Origin of the sequence: Acididesulfobacillus acetoxydans, assembly GCF_902729405.1 — a bacterium.
Lineage (GTDB): Bacteria > Bacillota > Desulfitobacteriia > Desulfitobacteriales > Desulfitobacteriaceae > Acididesulfobacillus > Acididesulfobacillus acetoxydans.
In genome coordinates, this window is sequence record NZ_LR746496.1 from 3,455,354 (window position 1) to 3,473,086 (window position 17,733).

A 17,733-nucleotide genomic window follows, 5' to 3' on the forward strand; every position below is an offset into this window, starting at 1 on the left:
AGGCCGGCCACTCGTCACTCCGGACATTGATTAAGGAGGGATTTCAGAAAATGCTGATGACTAAAGACGACCTCACACGGGATCAGGCACTTCTTCTCTTGACGGACCTTGCCAAACGTTGGTTGGCTCATGACGGCCTTTGGTTCCAAAGCATTGAAAAAGCGCGGGGCATGGATGAAGCGATATTCCATGATACCGAAGCCTGGCGCAAATTTACCGTGATTGAAGCAAATCGTATTAAGGAATTTATGGCGTTGCCGGAAAACGGAGGTCTGCAGGCCTTGGAACGGGCTCTCAACTTTCGCCTCTATGCTTTCATCAATCAGCAGGAAATCCTTCACCCCAACGAAAAGACTCTCATCCTGCACATGACAAACTGCCGCGTCCAATCAGCACGGCAGCGCAAAGGTCTTCCTGATTTTCCCTGCAAGCCCGTAGGCGAAGTTGAGTACTCCTTGTTCGCCTCCACCATTGATTCCAGAATCAAAACCCGCTGCCTGGCTTGTCCTCCCGACCCCCATCCCGCCGAATTTTTCTGCGGATGGGAATTCACGCTTGACGAATAACGTTGATGCCTCTTATAACATTCGGAACTCTGACCAGATCGATACATCCCTTCTCCGCCACGAACTCACCTCCCGCAAGTCGGCCGAAGAAGGGATGTACCTGCAAGCAGTCAGTCTGAGCCTCAAGAGACTGTCGGGCGCTCTAGTTTTCTTTGACCTCTTTCAGCAATTTAGCCAAGTATTCCCTTTCCCCTTCCGTCGCGTCCACTAACGGCAAGCGCAGCCCGCCGGCCTTAAAGCCGGACATATTCACAAGCGCCTTGATGGGCACCGGGTTAGTCGTAATGAAGATGCCCTTGAACATGGGATAAAGTTTCAGGTGCCATTGCAAGGCCGTCTTCACATCTCCTCGCTGCCAGGCATTAATCATCTCTTTCATTTCATCCCCAATGACGTGCGCGGCCACACTGACGACACCGCTTCCCCCTAAGGCCAGAAAAGGAAGCGTCAAGGAATCGTCCCCGCTGTAGATTTGAAAGTCGGGGGGAAGCAGACGTTTCAGTTCGCTCATCTGATCCGTGGAACCCGCCGCTTCTTTGAGAGCGACGATGTTGGGAATTTCCGCCAGTCTCTGTACGGTGGCCGGGAGCAAATTGGCCGACGTGCGTCCCGGCACATTGTAGAGCATGACCGGCAGATCTGTTGCCTGGGCGAGAGCTCGGAAATGGCGGAAGAGGCCGTCTTGCGAAGGTTTGTTGTAGTATGGGACCACAGCGAGAATTCCGTCCACCCCTGTCTCGGCGGCAAGTTTGGTCAGGCGGATACTCGCGTCCGTCGAGTTGGAGCCCGTACCGGCGATCACCGTTCTCCGTGTGCCCACTGCCTTTTTCACAACTCTAAACAGTTCCAGTTTCTCTTCAGCACTTAAAGTCGGTGATTCACCGGTAGTACCGCAGACAACGATTCCGTCAGAGCCGTGTTCCGTGAGGAAGAGCGCCAATCTTTTGGCCTCAGCGTAATCCACTTCCAGGGACTGGTTCATCGGCGTGACCATCGCGGTCAAAATCGGTCCGAAACCCATATACCTCATCCTTTCTCCATCGTGCGCTTTTAACCACCGCGTACTCTTAACCGCCGTGTTTCACCCATGTACTTTTGACCCCGGTGCTTCCCGGTTATCGCTAGTTCTCTGCCGCCTCTTCCCGAAAACCTTGCCAATATTCCGTTTCTGCCCGCACTTACGCCGCAAACTCCTCTGCCTTAGGCCCCCAAGCGGAACTTCTTGTGCAGTGCCTGCACCGCACTGACCATATTTTCCTGCCGGACAAGCACCCAAATGGTGGCATGAGAGTCAGCGGACTGCAAAATGTCGACACCGGCCTCGGAGAGAGCTTCCACCAGCTTGGCCATGACCCCGGGAACCCCGGCTATGCCCGCCCCGACTATCGACACTTTGGCACAGCCCCGGATGATCGACGGTTTGAATCCCATGTTCTGCAAAATCTCCGCTGCCTTATCCGCCACCTCGTCCCTAACCGTGTAAAGGACGCTCTCCGGCTGCACACTGATAAAGTCCACACTCACTTCTGCCAAAGCCATCGCTTTGAATATTTTTTTTTGTACACCACGTACATCTTCACTATCCTGCATCGCCAGCTTGATCTGCGTCACATTGGGGGTATGGGCTATCCCGGTGATGAGGCGATCCCCGGTGATGTCCGTCCCCGCGCTCATATCCGGCTGCAAACTCGAAACAAGAGTCCCGGGAGCATCGGAAAAAGTCGACTTGATTCGCAACGGTATGTTCCGCTGCATTGCGATCTCCACGGCCCGGGGATGGATCACTTTTGCTCCTTCATGAGCCAACTGAGTAATTTCCGTATAAGTAACAGTATCAAGGATCTGGGCATCTTCTACAATTCTTGGGTCGGCTGTCATGATTCCATCGACATCTGTGTAAATGTCGATGGCTTCGGCCTCCAGGGCGACGCCCAAGGCGGAAGCCGTGGTGTCGCTGCCGCCGCGTCCGAGAGTAGTGACCTGCCCCCCCTCTGAAACCCCCTGGAAACCGGTCACTACGACGATAACTCCGCGCTCCAAATATTCAAGAATCTTCTTCGGCTCGACCCGGATAATCCGCGCCTCGCCGAAATTGTCATTGGTGATGATGCCGGCCTGGCCACCTGTCAGCAGGACTGACTCAAAACCCATGCTTTGAAGAGTTGACACCATGACTGCCCCGGAAATGATCTCCCCGCAACTCATTAGCAAATCCAGTTCCCGCCTGGGGACATCAGGATACACTCCTCTTACCAGGTTCAGGAACGTATCGGTTGCATAAGGATCACCGGCGCGGCCGATGGCGGAAACGACCACAACCGGCACATATCCCTCGCTTACGGCTTCTGAGACTTTAACCGCCACCTGTTTTCTTCGTTCCGCTGTGGCAACGGAAGTCCCGCCGAATTTCTGGATCAAGATACGCAACTTAAAACTCCTCTCACCCCGCTCACTTCAGCAAAAGTTCCGCAATCTGCACGGCGTTGGTGGCGGCGCCTTTGCGGATTTGATCTCCTGCCAGCCATAGGTTAAAGCCCGCTTCGACTGTGAAATCTTCCCGGATCCGGCCGACGCTGACCTGGTCCGTATCCGCGCAATCCAGGGGCATAGGATACCGATCCCGGCCGGGGTCATCCACCACGACGATTCCCGGAGCCTTGCTTAGGGCGGCACGCACTTCTGCCACACTGACCTTCTTCTCAGTCTCCACATTCAACGCTTCGGAATGGCTGCGCAAGACAGGAACCCTCACCGTCGTAGCCGTTACCCGCATTCCAGGGGCGTGAAAAATTTTTTGGGTTTCCTTCACCATCTTCCACTCTTCTTTGGTATAATCCCCTTCTTGGAAAACATCAATACGGGGAATGAGATTAAAGGCAATTTGGTAAGGAAAGACCCGGCTCACTGAATCGGCTCCCTCTGCCCACGCTTTAAGCTGGTTTTCCAGTTCCTCGATTCCTTCCCTCCCGGCACCCGAAACCGCTTGATAAGTCGAGACCACGACCCGGCGTATACCAGCCAAATCGTAAATGGGTTTGAGCGCCACAACCATCAGGATAGTGGAACAATTCGGATTGGCAATAATCCCTTTGTGCCACCTGATATCTTCCGGATTGACCTCCGGTACCACAAGGGGAACGTCCGGATCCAGGCGGAAAGCGCTGCTGTTGTCGATGACCGTGGCACCGCCGGCGACAGCCGACCGGGCAAACTCCGTGCTGCTTGAACCCCCGGCGAAGAGTGCTATATCCATACCTTTAAAGCTGTCGTGAGTCGCCTCTTCAACCGTCATCTCCCGCCCCTGCCAGGAAATTCTTTTCCCCGCGGAACGTTTTGTCGCCAACAAGCGGAGTTCGTCAACAGGAAATCGGCGTTCTGTCAGGATCTTGAGAAACTCTTGTCCCACCGCGCCGGTGGCACCCACGATCACAACATTTGGCATTCTTCGTCCTCCTTAACTTTTCCGGGCAAAACCTTTTTGCTTAAAACCTTAACCGAGTGTGTCTTCTAAAGGTCCCCTGTACTCTGCTTCGGCGGGGGGAGTCTGAGCCTTTGGCCGTCATTGTCCACCGGAGTACGACGCCTTCGGCACAAAAGTATAATTTCTCGCCCTGTGCCTACGGCCTTAGTCATCCTCAGCCGTCGGGTCATCCTCTGATAACGTGCGGCTTCGACGTTAGTCTTCACCGGAGACTGACGCCTTTGGAGACTAACGCCACCGAAGTCATCCTCACCGCCCAAGTATTCTTTGAAAGCTTGCGGTTCGGTGATAGTGTCCTGTGGACACTATCACCGATGTTTAGCTTTAGCTAAACAAGTTCTCTCTGCTCTCTGAGCAGAGAGTTCATGCCTGTTTGTTTACGCCCGGTAATCCCAAAGAACAGGCTGCATTTGTTTGCCTTCGCAAGCCAGCAGAATAGCTTCGGGGATTTTACCCATATGGGCAACCAGGGAATTAGCCTTAGCCGTGGGATTATCTTGTCCAAAGGGAACAAAGTATACGTTTTTCGTTACCAGCAGCATGCCGATATTGCGGGCGTTTAGGCCCAGCCCGTCATTGGTGGAAATGGCAAGAACAAGAGGCCGTTGATTGCGCAAGTGCGCCTTGGCCGCCATCAGGACCGGTGAATCTATAATCCCGCCGGCCAACTTAGCCAAAGTATTTCCGGTGCAAGGGGCGATTACCAGGCAATCGAACATTTTACGCGGACCCACCGGTTCGGCATCCGGTATGGTGTGTATAGGGTCCTTGCGGCAGATTTCCCGGAACGCATTTTTCCACTCGGCCGCCTTGCCGAACCTCGTATCCATGCTGTCCACCGCATAGGAGATGATTGGGGTGACATCAGCTCCCCCATCAACCAGTGCCTGCATAACCCCCGTAATTTCATGCAAAGTACAATGCGAACCCGTCACGGCAAATCCAACCTTTAACCCGTCTAACTGCATCTTTTCGCACCTCCACTTTCTGTCAAACGGAAGTGTTCACTGTAGAAAGTTGGCGAAGCAGTTGCGGGTAAATCTGGGCCAGAATCTTACCGGCGGTTTTCGGTGCTACAATACCCGGCAGTCCCGGTGCGAGCAAAGCCTTGATGCCCAACAACTGAGCGTATTCAAAGTCTGTCCCGCCGGGAATGGATGCCAAATCAATGATCACCGCATCCTTTGACATCCGCTCCAAAAGCACCCTGTCCAGGACCGGAGCGGGCGCCGTGTTGAAAACGATCTCCGCTTCCCCTATTTTTTCCTCCAAATCGGAGAGATGCACCGGTCTCAAGCCCATCTCCGCCGCCCGTGCCAGGTCCGCCGGCTTGCGGGCAACTCCGGTAACATGAGCCCCAATCCCTTTGAGCATGCGCACGATAGTCCATCCCGTATGCCCCAAGCCGATCACAAAGCTCTCGCTGCCGTGCAGGGTAATCTTGGTGGCTTCCATCGCCATTTGCAGTGCGCCTTCCGCCGAAGGAATGGAGTTGAGAATAGCAAGATCGGTCAAGTTGGCCGTCTCCACGATGCGGATCCCCATCATGTCTGCCGCAGATTTTAAGGCTGGCCGCGCCCAGCCGATAAACAGCGGCACGCGCGAAGGGATTGCCTGTAACACCTCCTTATTCAAGACAATGGGAGTTTTCCCGTACTTGGCCTTCACCAGCCCACGTTCATCCGTGCCGAACATCGGAAAGAGCAAGGCATCCACCTGGGTAACCGCCTCGAGAAGTGAACTCACCACTGTCACGCCTTCGAGAGGTGCTGCTTTTTCCAGTCCGACCCCGACTATGTAGGCCCCCAGCTTCTGCAGTTCGGGAATAAGATAAATTTCTCGATCATCCCCCCCAACCACCGCTAACCTGATTCCTTTGAGAGCAAGACCCGCAACCATCCTTATGCCCCCTTTGAACAGTGTCCATTGACTACTAATGCAGTATATGAGGGCATACGGCGTACGGTTCCCCGGCCCAAATTCCTAATCGAGGAAATTCTCAAGTCCAATCGTGAGTTTTGTCGATTGATACGATTTACGGATAGCCAGCATCACACCAGGCATGTAGGTTTCCCTGCTGAAAGCGTCATGTCTGATCGTTAAAGCTTGTCCGGAACCCCCGAACAGGACTTGGTGGTGGGCAATGTATCCGGGCAAACGGACAGAATGAATGTGAATGCCGTCTATGTCCGCCCCACGTGCGCCCGGCAGTTTTTCGTATTCATTCGGATTGCCCTGGGCCATTTTAGCGCGGACTTCCCCAATCCATTCGGCAACCTTCAACGCGGTTCCCGAGGGAGCATCGAGCTTTTCATCATGGTGAAGTTCAATGATCTCCACATGAGGAAAAAACCTGGCGGCTTCCTTAGCAAAACGCAGCATCAAGATGGCGCCTAAGGCAAAATTCGGAGCGATAAAAGCCCCGACTTTCTCCCGGGCCACCAGTTCCCGGATCTTTCCGATTTCCGCTTCATCCAGACCGGTCGTGCCGATGACGGGAACCACTCCGGCGGCGATAGCCGTCTCGGCGTTTTTCAATACCGACTGCGGATTGGTGAAATCGACCAGGATATCCGCCCGAACCTCACGCAGAGATTCGGCAGTCAGCACCCCCAAAACATCGATTCCCAACGGGGAGTTTCCGGCAATATAGCCCACGTCCCTGCCCTGATGTTTCACATCCACAGCCCCGACCAGGGCCATATCTTCTTCACGCAAGAGGGCTCGAACCACTTCCTGACCCATTTTGCCGCCGGCCCCGGCGACCATGACACGGATTTTCTTCACTGGGACCCCCCCTGCATCGAATATCAAAAACCCCGCCGCTCTCTGGGCTTCGGGGTCCTGACTTAACCTTATTTTAGTCCAAGCGGGAAAGTCCTGTCAAATTGAATATTTGCGCGCCTTCTCGGATCTGTTGTGCGAATCCGCTGTGTTATGTAAATCTACGATGATAACTTCCGTTCCGACCTTCTTAATCGATCGCCAGGGAATGACCAGGATATCCCGGTCCCGGTCTCCCAAGAAGCCGGCAAAACCACCCTTTGATGTCAGAATAATGGCTTCAATGGAGCCACCCGGAGAAACGGCCAAGTCCGCGTCCCCAATCAACCCCAGTCTGGCCCCGTCATGAAGATTGATGATTTCTTTACCCGCCAGATCGCTTAAGAGCACTCGCTCCACCTCCCGCTCGTCCAATCGTCAGACTCCCACTTCTTTAAGTGTAAGTGGTTCCCCATACTTCACTGTGATCCCGTAATTTCTCAACGGTGTTTCCGTATGTGCAGCCAAGCTCTTACCAGAAAAGGCTGAACAATGGCCAAGATGAGGGAAACGAAGGCCAGAGGCTCCACGACAAACGTAGAACCACTCCACCAGTTTTCCGGGATCTGTAAGAAGGAAAACAGCAGTTCCAAGCCCAAATAAATCCCTCCGGCCGTCCCGACCAGCTGGGCCAGTCCCGTCGAGAGCGGCCCGGGTGTGGGAGCGGGCCGGGAACGCCACATCAGCAGGAACCTTCGTTCCCGTACGGAGGCGGCAATTCCCGCAATCAGCAGAATGAGCCCCAGCGTTTGCACCCTTTCATCCCTTCCTCTAGGGAAGTCTATGAAAGGAGCACCCAAGCTAGAACCGCCAGCTTTCTCCCGTCGTCAAATTCCCGTTGAGCCAAAACCCCCTGCACCGCGCGCCGTCACCGATAAGTCCTCTGCCAGTTCAAAGTCGGCCCGGGCCAGCGAGAGAAACAGAACCTGCGCGATCCGATCGCCGCTTTGCACTGTAAACGGTTCCCGGCCCAGATTGATGAGAGCGACCTGAACCTCTCCCCGGTAGTCAGAGTCGAGCACGCCCACTCCGTTCGCCAAAGTGATTCCGTACTCGGAAGCCAGCCCGCTCCGCGCGCACAGCAAAGCCACCGTCCCTGCGTCCGGAAGTTCAAAAGCGAGCCCGGTTGGAATGCGTGCGATTTCACCGGGTTTGATGACCGCATCCACCGCCAGACAGGCTCTCAGATCCACGCCCGCCGCACCCGGAGTCGCATAGGCAGGCAGATCTGGGCCGCAGCCGAGCCGGCGGATTTTAACCGTAATACGCTTCACTGTCATTCCCATCCCACTTTGGCAAATATCTCGGCCGGATCCACTTCGTGTCCCGTCCGGCCGATCATGGCCAAACTGACCTTGTCCTTTTGCCAAAGCCGTCCGATCACCCGCAGGACGTCGGCCAAAGTGACTTTTTCCAGCTTCTCCACGACCTCTTCCGGGGTGAGAACCCGGTTATATGTAAGCTCCGTCTTGCCCAGACGGCTCATGCGGCTGCTGACTGATTCCAGGCCCAAATAAAGCCCACCCTTAATCTGGGCTTTCGTCCGTTCCAGCTCTTCCGCGCTGATCCCTTGATGTTTCATGTTCAGGACTTCACTCAGAATGCATTCCACGACTTCGGAAGTATTATCCGGGCTGGTCCCGGCGTAGACCGCGAACAGCCCTGTATCCACATAGGTCGAATGATAGGAGTAAACGGAATAGGCCAAACCCCGCTGCTCCCTGATCCCTTGGAAAAGCCTGGAGCTGAGACCCCCTCCGAGCACGCTGTTAAACACCAGCATCGGGTAGATGTCCGGATCATCCTGTCCCAAGCCCGGAACTCCCAGAATCAAATGCATCTGTTCCGTGTCCTTGGCCACGAAACGCGCGACGGTCTGGCCTGCCGGGGTGCCTTCCAAAACCCGCCGGCCACCGCGTTTAAAGGTTCCGTAGAGACCGCTTAGCTTCCGCAGAACGGCGTCATGCTGAATATTGCCGGCGACGGCCACCACCAGATTATCCGGCGCATAGTGTTGAGAAAGGTACTGCAGGATCTTGTCCCTGTTTAAGGCCCGAATGCTCTCCTCCGTTCCCAAGATGGGCTTGCCCAAGGGATGGTCGTTCCAAACATACTCGGAAAAGAGATCGTGAATCAACTCGTCCGGAGAATCCTCATACATTTTGATCTCTTCAATTACGACCTTCTTCTCTTTTTCCAGTTCTTTGCCGTCAAACCGGGAATGGAAGAACATGTCGCTCAAGACATCGATAGCCAAATCCAGATCCTCATCCAACACCTTGGCATAAAAACAGGTATATTCTTTGGTTGTGAATGCGTTGAGCTGACCTCCGACTGCCTCCAGAGCCTCAGCTAAATCACGTGCGCTCCGCCGGGACGTTCCTTTAAAAAACATGTGCTCAATGAAGTGGGAAATTCCCTCAAATCCCTCCCGCTCATCGCGGGATCCCGCTCCCACCCACAAACCGATGGCGACCGACCGAACATGTTCGATCTCCTCCGTAATGACCCTGACACCGTTGGGCAAAACATCCTTATGGAACAATACCTTCACTCCTCCCTGCGACCTAGAATTCGCCGGCTTTATCCGGATTCCTGCCGGGCGGCCGGGAAAAAACCTCACCGGATCCTTCCCAGCCAATCCTTGCTAACCGCCCTTTCGCTCAGCAAGGGCACGCTCGTCAATTTTTGCTCCCCGGCCCACACCTCGCAGCGGCCGACTTCCTCCCCAGCCTGCAGGGGCAGCCGCGGCGGCCTGTCCCAAACCACCCTCGCGGACAGCCTGCCCGCAGCTTCCCGGCTAAGCGAAACCCGCACCGTATGCGCCACGAAAGCCGGCACTCCGGTTGTCCCCGGCAGAGGATAATCACCCATGATCTGACCGGCCCGAGCCAGGGTCGTGGTTTCTGTGCGCTCAAAACCCCACTCCAGAAGTTTTCTGGCATCCCCGAACCGGTCCGGAGCATTGAGAACCACCGCTACCAACCGCCTCCCCCCCTTGGTGGCGGAAGCCACGAGGCATTTGCCCGCCGCATTAGTCGTCCCCGTTTTGACGCCGTCGGCATAAGGATAGCTCCACAGCAGTTTGTTCGTATTGCGAAGATCCATGGAGACATCCGGCTGGAGAAAGTGGATCTCCGTCTCTTTGAGGCGTGTAATCGCAGCGAAGGCCGGAATCCGCAAACCGTAACGAGCCATCAAAGCCAAATCATAGGCGCTCGAATAGTGGTTTTTGTCGGGCAAACCGTTCGGGTTGGTAAAATGGGTGTCGGTCGCCCCTAATAACAGCGCCTTTTCGTTCATCAGCCTGACAAACTCTCCCTCACTGCCCGCGATTTGCTCCGCGATCGCCACACAGGCATCGTTGCCCGATTTCAACAGGGCTCCCGTGATCAATTCATACAGGGTGAGCTTTTCACCGGGATCTAAATGCAAAGTCGCCTCCCCAACCTGAGCCGCTTTCGCGCTGACGGTAACGATCTCCTCAGGCTTCCCCAGTTCTAGCCCCAAGATAGCCGTCATGATCTTGGTGGTGCTTGCCGGTGCCCGTCGTTTGTGCGCGTTCTTGGCATAGAGAACATCTCCGGTCTCCGCATCCATGAGCACAGCCGCATCGGCGCTGAGACGGAGGCTGTCCGCGGCCTGAGAGGAGACGGCAGGTTTTGGGGACGCACCCGGACGCTGCGGTGGGGAAACCCTCCGGGGCCCCTGGGAGGAAACCTGTCGGGATCCCTGCCGGGAAACCCTCTGGGATTCCTGGAGGGAGACCTGTCGGGATCCCTGCCGGGAAACCCTCTGGGATTCCTGGAGGGAGGCCTGTCGGGAACCCTGCCGAGAAACCCTCTGGGACTCCTGGAGGGAGGCCTGTCGGGAACCCTGCCGAGAAACCCTCTGGGACTCCTGACGAAGACTGGTCGGCGGGAACCCGCCCGCCGCTGCGGCGAAGGCCGAAGATGGCCCCACGGCCGTCAGAAAACCAATCAGGCAAAGAAAGACGCTGCCCACGGCCAACGTCCTCGTTGCTTTAAACATTCTACCACCTCACTCCCCTAATCTATGAGGTAGTATTTCCTTCCTTCTCGAATGTTATCAATTGGTCAATTGTTAAGAAACGGAAACCCTGCTGGGACAGCGCTTTGAGAATATCCGGCAAAGCCCTCAGCGTATTTTCTTTCGGGTGCATGAGTACAATAGCCCCGCGCTGATCGGGTTTTATCCCGAAGCGAACCGGCGGAGCGAGAATGCGGCCCGCAATAACCCCGGGAGTGGAACCGGAACGCCAATCCACCGTATCCAAAGTCCATAAAACTGTGCGGTAACCCAAAGCCTGGGCCGCCTTCAGCCCCGAACTTCCGCGTTCGCCGTATGGGGGAGCGTAATAGCGGGTTCGATAACCTATGAGTCCCTGGATGATACTCTCGGTTTTCTTGATCTCTTCCTCATTGGCCCCGACGGACAACCGGTCTGGATGGGGATGAGAATACCCGTGATTTTCAACTTCCTGACCGGCCTCGGCAATTTTCCGCACCAACTCGGGATGATTTTTGGCCCAGCGGCCGGTCACAAAAAATGTGGCCCTTGCTCCCGCGTTGCCCAACTCCGCCAGGATTTGCGGCAGGTATTCCTCCCCCCAGTCGACATTAAACGTCAAAGCGATCACCTTGGCCTCTGTCCGAACCTGTTCCAAAGGCTCCGGAACGTTCGCCGGAGCCACGACCACCCGGTCTGCCAGCCAACCCAGACACAACAGTGCAACCACGGCGGCGACGGCCAGGCCCCGCCTGGAGATGCGCCAAAAAATCATTCCCCTGCCTCCCTTGCCCCTTCTCTAAAATATGCGCCGGCAGGCAAAGGCAGACTGGGGAAATATTACTATTGAACTTTTTTCAGACCGGCCTGAGCCCCTTTGACATTCGGCAGAGCTTCCTTGCGTGAGAGGTTGAGACGGCCCTGCTTATCGATTCCCGTGGCTTTGACTAGGATTTCGTCCCCCAGTTTCACGACATCCTCCACTTTTTCGACCCGAGTGTGGGCGAGCTGAGAAATGTGCACCAGTCCTTCTTTCCCGCTGAGCCCCAAAACACCGGGGATAACCTCGACAAAAGCCCCAAAATCCATAATCCGTGTAACCTTGCCCTTGTAAGTCCGGCCCACCTCAACTTCCTGGGTTAACGCCTGGATGATTTGAAGAGCCTTCTCCCCGGCCCCGCCGTCAACTGCCGCAATAAAGACCCTGCCGTCGTCCTCAATGTCTATTTTGACTCCGGTTTCGTCGATAATCTTCTTGATCGTTTTCCCCCCCGGTCCGATGACATCGCGGATCTTATCCGGATGAATGCTGGCCGTTATGATCCTGGGTGCGAAAGGTGAGAGTTCCCCGCGGGGGCCGGAAAGTACCGCCAGCATCTTGTCGAGGATAAAGAGACGGCCTTTTTTGGCCTGAGTCAAGGCCTTGTCCAGGATCTCTCTCGATACTCCGGCTATTTTGATATCCATCTGCAGAGCGGTCACACCTTTAGCGGTCCCCGCCACTTTGAAATCCATGTCCCCATCATGGTCTTCCAGTCCTTGAATATCGGTCAAAATCGCTATATGCTCATCTTCCTTGATTAGGCCCATAGCCACCCCTGCCACCGGTGCCTTAATGGGAACTCCGGCGTCCATGAGGGATAAGGTGCTGCCGCAAACCGAGGCCATGGAACTGGAACCGTTTGATTCCAAAACTTCCGAGACCAGACGGATAGTATAGGGAAAAGTGGTTTCATCGGGAATTACAGGCAAGAGAGCCCGTTCCGCCAGCGCGCCGTGCCCGATTTCACGGCGTCCCGGTCCGCGCATGGGACGCGTTTCCCCCACGCTGAAAGGCGGAAAATTGTAGTGGTGCATATAGCGTTTGGACTCTTCCAGGCCCAGACCGTCGAGAATTTGTTCATCCCCCACCGCCCCCAGAGTGGCCACTGTGAGCACTTGCGTCTGCCCGCGCGTAAAAAGGCCGGTCCCATGCGCACGCGGCAGGAGCCCCACCTCCACGCTGATAGGCCGGATTTCGTCCAGAGCACGGCCATCCGGCCGAATATGCTCTACGGTAATCAGGCGGCGGACAATCTTGTGCACCATGTTTTCCAAAAGTGTCCGGATATCTTTTTCTTCTTCCGGATATTTCTCCAGAAAAAACGCCAAGGCCTCATCCTTAACCTTGTCGATCGCCGCCTCCCGGGCCTTTTTTTCTTCGACCCGGACAGCCTCTTCCATTTTAGCATAGGCGTATTCCCCGACCTCTTCAGTCAAGTCTCCCGGAATTCCTTCCGCCGGCACCGCCATTTTCTCCTTGGCCACCCCCCGGGCTAGGGCTTCCTGCCGGAACTCGCCGATAAAATGAGCCAAACGCCCAACCTCGCGATGCCCGAACATGATGGCCTCCAGCATCTTCTCTTCCGGAACCTCCTGGGCGCCCGCCTCCACCATCATAACCGCCTCTTCGGTCCCGGCCACGGTCAGGTGCATCAAACTCTTCTCAGCCTGCTTGACCGTCGGATTGAGGACAAACTCACCTTCGACCAGCCCCACCGTCACCGCGGCCACCGGCCCTTGAAAAGGAATATTCGATATGCTTAAAGCGGCCGAGGCGGCATTAATCGCCGTAACGTCCGTCGCACAATCCTGATCGACCGACATGACCATCGTAACTACTTGAACGTCATTCCGAAAGCCTTCCGGGAAAAGGGGACGAATCGGCCTGTCAATCAGGCGGGCCGACAGAATAGCCTTTTCACTGGGCCGCCCCTCCCGCTTGATGAATCCCCCGGGTATTTTACCCGCGGCATACAAGCGCTCCTCAAACTCAACAGTTAAAGGGAAAAAATCAATTCCGGCCCGCGGCTCCGAACTCCCGGTGGCAAAGGCTGACACCACAGTATCCCCATAGCGGACGAAAACCGCACCGCCCGCCTGTTTTCCGATCTTACCGGTTTCAAACGTCAAAATCCTGCCACCGACCTCAATGGACCTTTGCAAAACATCTTCTTGCACGAAAGGAACCTCCTTAATCTATTCCAACCATCTTTTAACCTGTTTCCACTTCGACACATTCTTATTATTTCCTGCATTTTGCCTAAAAAAACTAATCAGAACCGCATTATCGCTGATTTTGCTACGATATAAGCAAAAAAAGCGGTCTGAACCGCTCTTTCTGCCCTCATATGAAGCGCTCGTCGAAACAAGCGTGCGTACAACTGTCTGACCCAACTTCTGCCGACAACCTTTCGCCTCTCAATGACGGAGTCCCAGTTGATTGACAATATTGCGGTAGCGGTTGAAATCCAGTTCTTTCAAGTAGTTGAGCATAGCTCTTCTCTGCCCGACCATCTTAAGCAGACCTCGACGGGAATGGTGGTCTTTCTTGTGCAACTTAAAGTGCTCGGTCAGGTAGGCAATGCGCGCCGTCAGCAAAGCAATCTGAACTTCCGGAGACCCGGTGTCTCCTTCGTGTTGTTGGTATTTGGCGATGATTTCTTTTTTTTGTTCTGTGTCCAACATGGTTTACACCTCCGTAATTTGTAGTTCCCAAATGCCCAGCCGGGCGTCGGAGATTCGCTCAGCCGAGACAGTGGGCGTTTTTTATTAACCTGCATTATTCTAACATGGCACGCTTTCCTTTGTAAAGCTCAGCGGCTTGCGCCCTTTTCTCCGTCCGCCCAGCGCCGCGCTCGCCGCGCGTCTTGCGCCAACTGTTCTTTCAGTTCGGATATGTCCGCAAATTTCCGTTCGTCCCGGAGCCGCTCCAGGATGCTCACGCTCAGCTCCTTCCCGTAAAGATCCCCCTCAAAATCGATGAAGTGCACTTCGACAGTCGGGCTGTACTGGGCATGAAACGTAGGCTTCATCCCGATATTCATCATGCCGTAAACCGTCCTCCCCGTGAAAACAGTCCGCACGGCATAAACACCGCGTTTCGGCCACATCAGCCCGGGCGGCACCAGAAGGTTGGCTGTCGGAAAACCCAATTGGCGCCCTCTCTGTTCACCTGATACGACCTTTCCGCAGAGGCAGGGGCAGCGCCCGAGCATCTCCCGGGCCAGTGAAATGTCTCCCGCGCTCAAAGCCCGGCGAATGGCGCTGGATGAAATCACTTTTCCTTTGACCGCCTGGGCCTGCAAAACGCTGACTTTAAAGCCATAACGCTCCCCAAACAAGCTGAGATCGGCCGGCGTTCCCATCCCTTTGGACCCAAAAGAATAGTTAAAACCGACCATGATATGCCTTGTATTCAGAGACAGGACGATATCCCTGACAAACTGCTCGGGAGTCATCTCTGCCAGCTGCCTGGTAAAAGGAAGAAGATAAACGATACCGACTCCGACTTCGGCAAAAATCCTCAATCGTTCCTGTTGGGTGGTCAATAGCTTCAGTTCCCTTTCCGGAAAAAGAACCCGCCAGGGATGGGGATAAAAAACGAGCACGGCCAAGGGAATCCCCTGCCGCCGCGCCTCTGCCAACCCGCCGGCCAACAGGCGGCGATGCCCTTGATGCACGCCGTCGAAATTTCCCAAGGCCAGCACCGACGGTTCGGCCTTATCCGGTAAACCTTCAATAACCTGCACGAAGACGACCCTCCTAAGAAAAATCCGGCCAGCAAGCCTAACTCATGACTTTATGGGGATAGAGCATTCCGGATTTCCACCGGCCCACGCCGATGAACTCCCCCGCAGAAAAGACCTGAACCTCCGTTCCGTCCTCTTCAGCCGCGCCGTCCACCCACTGGGCGCCGGTCGCCAAACCATGGCGAAAAGCTTCGGCCCTGCTCTCGGGCAAGCGGACCGGCGGCAGTTGCAAGCCGGCCGGCGGAGCAAGCAAAAAGCCGGTATCTCCTCCCGCCAAGGCCGTTTCAATCTCCTCAAACGTCCAGCTTTCTGTAAGAGAAAACGGGCCGGAACGCAGGCGGAGCAAATAGGACATATGGGCGCCGCACCCTACCGCCTGCCCCAAATCGTGACAAAGGGTACGCACATAGGTGCCTTTAGTGCACTCAATATCCAAAATAGCCCTGGGAAATCTCCCGTCCGTCCAGCTGACTAAATCCAGCCGGTCCACTTGGATCATCCTGGCTTCTCTCTCCAGGACAATCCCCGCCCTCGCGTATTCGTATAAATGCTTGCCTTCCTTACGCAAGGCGGAATGCATTGGGGGAATCTGATTTATCTTTCCTCTGAACCGGGGCAGAATTCTTTCCAGATCTGCCCCAGAAAGCCGAGCCGGCCGCGTTTGCAGAATCTTTCCCTGGGCATCCTGCGTATCCGTAACCAAACCGAAAGTAGCCTCTGCCCGATAATATTTTCCTTGAGCCGTAAAATATTCGGCTAGCCGGGTGGCTTTCCCCAGGCATATGGGTAAAACCCCTCCGACCGCAGGATCCAGTGTACCCGTATGTCCGGCTTTACGGACACCGAGGGCGCGTTTCACCCAGGCCACGGCCGCGGCCGAGGTCATACCGGGCGGCTTCAGAAGATTAATCACTCCGTCCAAGCTGCAAAGCCTCCCCAACCGCTTCCGTAATCCGTCTTTTGGCCTCCGCAACGGAAAGATTCATGCTGCAGCCGGCTGCCCTCTTGTGCCCTCCCCCGCCGAAACGGACGGCTATCTCATTGACATCCAGCCACAAGTTGGAACGCAAGCCCAGCTTGACCTTGCCTGGTTCCACTTCGCGGATTAGAACAGCGACTTCCACCCCTTGGATGCTGCGCGCCTGATTCACCAGGCCTTCGCTCAGGGAATCCTCTGCTCCGCAGGCGGCAAAATCCTCCCCGGTGAGCGTCATCAGCACAAATTTTCCTTCATAGGCCGGCTCCAGACTAGCCAAAGCCCTCTGCAGCAACCTCACTTGGGCCAGGGGTTTCTGATCGAAAACCTGATGATGGACGTATGTCAAATCCAGACCCGTTTCCAAAAGTTTGGCCGCGATCAGATGGGTCCGAACCGAAGTATTTCCATACTGAAAAGAACCCGTATCCGTAACCAAAGCGGTATATAAATTCATGGCGATATCGCGTCCCAGGGGCACACCGAGTTCCAGCACAACCTGATAAACCAGTTCTCCCGTGGCAGCCGCCTCCGGGTCGACAACATTCACCCCGGCAAAATGCCGGTTGGAAATATGGTGATCCAAACTTAAAAGGAGTGTATCCCCGGGCACTTGGTCCGGTTTAAGACCGGCCCTGGCCAAATCGGCACAATCTATGAGAAGGAGCGCCGGCGCCGTCTTGCCGGCCGGTGCCCTCCGAATCCTTGTTGCCCCCGGCAAGAACGTCAGGTTGTGCGGCAAGGGATCCGGGTTGTAAAATTCGACTTCTTTGCCCAGACTCTCCAGGGCCAGACCCAAGGCGAGCATCGAGCCGATACAGTCCCCGTCGGGAGATACATGGGAGAAAAGCGCCACTTTTGGCGCTTTCCCCAGTTCGTTCACCAATCTCAGCATTTCCTCACTCTTCATGGGAATCACCCGTGCCACTGTTTTGCACTTCCCGCAAGAGTTTGGCGATATGCGCACCGTGCTCAATGGATGGATCATATTTGAACACAATTTCCGGTGTCTGCCGTAAACGCACCCGTTTGCCAATTTCACTGCGTATATAGCCGGCAGCACGATTGAGAACCAAGAGAGAGGCTTTGGCATCTTCCGGACTGCCCAGGACACTGACGTAAACCTTAGCACGACTCAAGTCTTCCGCGGCATCAACGGCCGTAACCGTCACAAAGCCAAGGCGGGGGTCTTTCAACTGCTCGCGGATCAACTGGGATATTTCCTCTTTCAAAGTCTCAGCCAGCCGATTTGCCCGGTGTTTGGTCACAGGTCATCCCTCCACGGTC

The 17,733-nt window shown here is 55.3% G+C and carries 19 protein-coding genes; 1 reads left to right on the forward strand and 18 read right to left on the reverse strand.

What is annotated here, in order from left to right:
- The first annotated feature begins 50 nt into the window (after window positions 1-50).
- Window positions 51-566 carry a DUF6125 family protein gene (locus MNU25_RS15400; protein WP_240985871.1) on the forward strand — a complete coding sequence of 172 codons (516 nt, stop codon included), beginning with the start codon at window positions 51-53 and terminating at the stop codon, window positions 564-566.
- A gap of 142 nt (window positions 567-708) precedes the next feature.
- Here the strand turns inward: MNU25_RS15400 and dapA are convergent, their stop codons facing one another.
- The 18 genes from dapA to rbfA all read right to left on the reverse strand — a co-directional run bounded on the left by dapA (window position 709) and on the right by rbfA (window position 17,714).
- Window positions 709-1,587: a 4-hydroxy-tetrahydrodipicolinate synthase gene (gene dapA / locus MNU25_RS15405; RefSeq protein ID WP_240985872.1), complete on the reverse strand. Its 879-nt coding sequence runs from the start codon at window positions 1,585-1,587 to the stop codon at window positions 709-711.
- A gap of 179 nt (window positions 1,588-1,766) precedes the next feature.
- On the reverse strand, window positions 1,767-2,993 hold the full coding sequence (dapG, locus tag MNU25_RS15410; RefSeq protein ID WP_240985873.1) for an aspartate kinase: 1,227 nt from the start codon (window positions 2,991-2,993) through the stop codon (window positions 1,767-1,769).
- Window positions 2,994-3,015: 22 nt separating this feature from the next.
- Complete coding sequence (locus MNU25_RS15415) at window positions 3,016-4,008, reverse strand: aspartate-semialdehyde dehydrogenase (protein WP_240985874.1); 993 nt, start codon at window positions 4,006-4,008, stop codon at window positions 3,016-3,018.
- A 416-nt stretch (window positions 4,009-4,424) separates the two neighbouring features.
- The gene (locus tag MNU25_RS15420) at window positions 4,425-5,015 is read right to left on the reverse strand and encodes a dipicolinate synthase subunit B (RefSeq protein ID WP_240985875.1); all 591 of its coding nucleotides are present in this window, start codon (window positions 5,013-5,015) and stop codon (window positions 4,425-4,427) included.
- Between the two features lie 22 nt (window positions 5,016-5,037).
- Window positions 5,038-5,946, reverse strand: a complete 909-nt coding sequence (gene dpsA / locus MNU25_RS15425; RefSeq protein ID WP_240985876.1) for a dipicolinate synthase subunit DpsA — start codon at window positions 5,944-5,946, stop codon at window positions 5,038-5,040.
- Between the two features lie 84 nt (window positions 5,947-6,030).
- On the reverse strand, window positions 6,031-6,834 hold the full coding sequence (dapB, locus tag MNU25_RS15430) for a 4-hydroxy-tetrahydrodipicolinate reductase (protein ID WP_240985877.1): 804 nt from the start codon (window positions 6,832-6,834) through the stop codon (window positions 6,031-6,033).
- 96 nt (window positions 6,835-6,930) lie between these two features.
- Complete coding sequence (locus tag MNU25_RS15435; RefSeq protein WP_240986880.1) at window positions 6,931-7,221, reverse strand: YlmC/YmxH family sporulation protein; 291 nt, start codon at window positions 7,219-7,221, stop codon at window positions 6,931-6,933.
- 89 nt (window positions 7,222-7,310) lie between these two features.
- A complete protein-coding gene (locus MNU25_RS15440) occupies window positions 7,311-7,625 on the reverse strand; it encodes a hypothetical protein (protein ID WP_240985878.1) in 315 nt (104 codons plus the stop codon).
- A 72-nt stretch (window positions 7,626-7,697) separates the two neighbouring features.
- Window positions 7,698-8,144 (reverse strand): dUTP diphosphatase, encoded by a 447-nt coding sequence (gene dut, locus MNU25_RS15445; protein ID WP_372503576.1) that lies wholly within the window; start codon window positions 8,142-8,144, stop codon window positions 7,698-7,700.
- Between the two features lie 2 nt (window positions 8,145-8,146).
- Window positions 8,147-9,415 (reverse strand): M16 family metallopeptidase, encoded by a 1,269-nt coding sequence (locus MNU25_RS15450; RefSeq protein WP_240985880.1) that lies wholly within the window; start codon window positions 9,413-9,415, stop codon window positions 8,147-8,149.
- 74 nt (window positions 9,416-9,489) lie between these two features.
- A complete protein-coding gene (locus MNU25_RS15455; RefSeq protein ID WP_240985881.1) occupies window positions 9,490-10,902 on the reverse strand; it encodes a penicillin-binding transpeptidase domain-containing protein in 1,413 nt (470 codons plus the stop codon).
- Window positions 10,903-10,924: 22 nt separating this feature from the next.
- Window positions 10,925-11,674: a polysaccharide deacetylase family protein gene (locus tag MNU25_RS15460; protein WP_240985882.1), complete on the reverse strand. Its 750-nt coding sequence runs from the start codon at window positions 11,672-11,674 to the stop codon at window positions 10,925-10,927.
- Between the two features lie 68 nt (window positions 11,675-11,742).
- Complete coding sequence (locus MNU25_RS15465) at window positions 11,743-13,899, reverse strand: polyribonucleotide nucleotidyltransferase (RefSeq protein WP_240985883.1); 2,157 nt, start codon at window positions 13,897-13,899, stop codon at window positions 11,743-11,745.
- A 240-nt stretch (window positions 13,900-14,139) separates the two neighbouring features.
- The gene (gene rpsO / locus MNU25_RS15470) at window positions 14,140-14,406 is read right to left on the reverse strand and encodes a 30S ribosomal protein S15 (RefSeq protein ID WP_240985884.1); all 267 of its coding nucleotides are present in this window, start codon (window positions 14,404-14,406) and stop codon (window positions 14,140-14,142) included.
- 128 nt (window positions 14,407-14,534) lie between these two features.
- Entirely contained in the window at window positions 14,535-15,470 is a 936-nt protein-coding gene (locus tag MNU25_RS15475; RefSeq protein ID WP_240985885.1) for a bifunctional riboflavin kinase/FAD synthetase, read from the reverse strand.
- 37 nt (window positions 15,471-15,507) lie between these two features.
- Window positions 15,508-16,392: a tRNA pseudouridine(55) synthase TruB gene (gene truB / locus MNU25_RS15480; RefSeq protein WP_240985886.1), complete on the reverse strand. Its 885-nt coding sequence runs from the start codon at window positions 16,390-16,392 to the stop codon at window positions 15,508-15,510.
- Window positions 16,376-17,356, reverse strand: coding sequence for a DHH family phosphoesterase (locus MNU25_RS15485; protein WP_240986881.1), 981 nt, complete (start codon window positions 17,354-17,356; stop codon window positions 16,376-16,378). The genes truB and MNU25_RS15485 overlap by 17 nt, the downstream gene beginning before the upstream one ends.
- A complete protein-coding gene (rbfA, locus tag MNU25_RS15490; RefSeq protein ID WP_240985887.1) occupies window positions 17,346-17,714 on the reverse strand; it encodes a 30S ribosome-binding factor RbfA in 369 nt (122 codons plus the stop codon). Before rbfA ends, MNU25_RS15485 begins: the two co-directional genes overlap by 11 nt.
- Between the last annotated feature and the right edge of the window lie 19 nt (window positions 17,715-17,733).

Excerpts from the sequence above, each read along its gene's own strand:
- rpsO (WP_240985884.1), bottom strand. The coding sequence starts at position 14,406 with ATGTTGGACACAGAACAAAAAAAAGAAATCATCGCCAAATACCAACAA.
- MNU25_RS15400 (WP_240985871.1), top strand. The coding sequence starts at position 51 with ATGCTGATGACTAAAGACGACCTCACACGGGATCAGGCACTTCTTCTC.
- MNU25_RS15455 (WP_240985881.1), bottom strand. The coding sequence starts at position 10,902 with ATGTTTAAAGCAACGAGGACGTTGGCCGTGGGCAGCGTCTTTCTTTGC.
- MNU25_RS15485 (WP_240986881.1), bottom strand. The coding sequence starts at position 17,356 with ATGAAGAGTGAGGAAATGCTGAGATTGGTGAACGAACTGGGGAAAGCG.
- MNU25_RS15420 (WP_240985875.1), bottom strand. The coding sequence starts at position 5,015 with ATGCAGTTAGACGGGTTAAAGGTTGGATTTGCCGTGACGGGTTCGCAT.
- MNU25_RS15415 (WP_240985874.1), bottom strand. The coding sequence starts at position 4,008 with ATGCCAAATGTTGTGATCGTGGGTGCCACCGGCGCGGTGGGACAAGAG.
- dpsA (WP_240985876.1), bottom strand. The coding sequence starts at position 5,946 with ATGGTTGCGGGTCTTGCTCTCAAAGGAATCAGGTTAGCGGTGGTTGGG.
- dapA (WP_240985872.1), bottom strand. The coding sequence starts at position 1,587 with ATGGGTTTCGGACCGATTTTGACCGCGATGGTCACGCCGATGAACCAG.
- MNU25_RS15460 (WP_240985882.1), bottom strand. The coding sequence starts at position 11,674 with ATGATTTTTTGGCGCATCTCCAGGCGGGGCCTGGCCGTCGCCGCCGTG.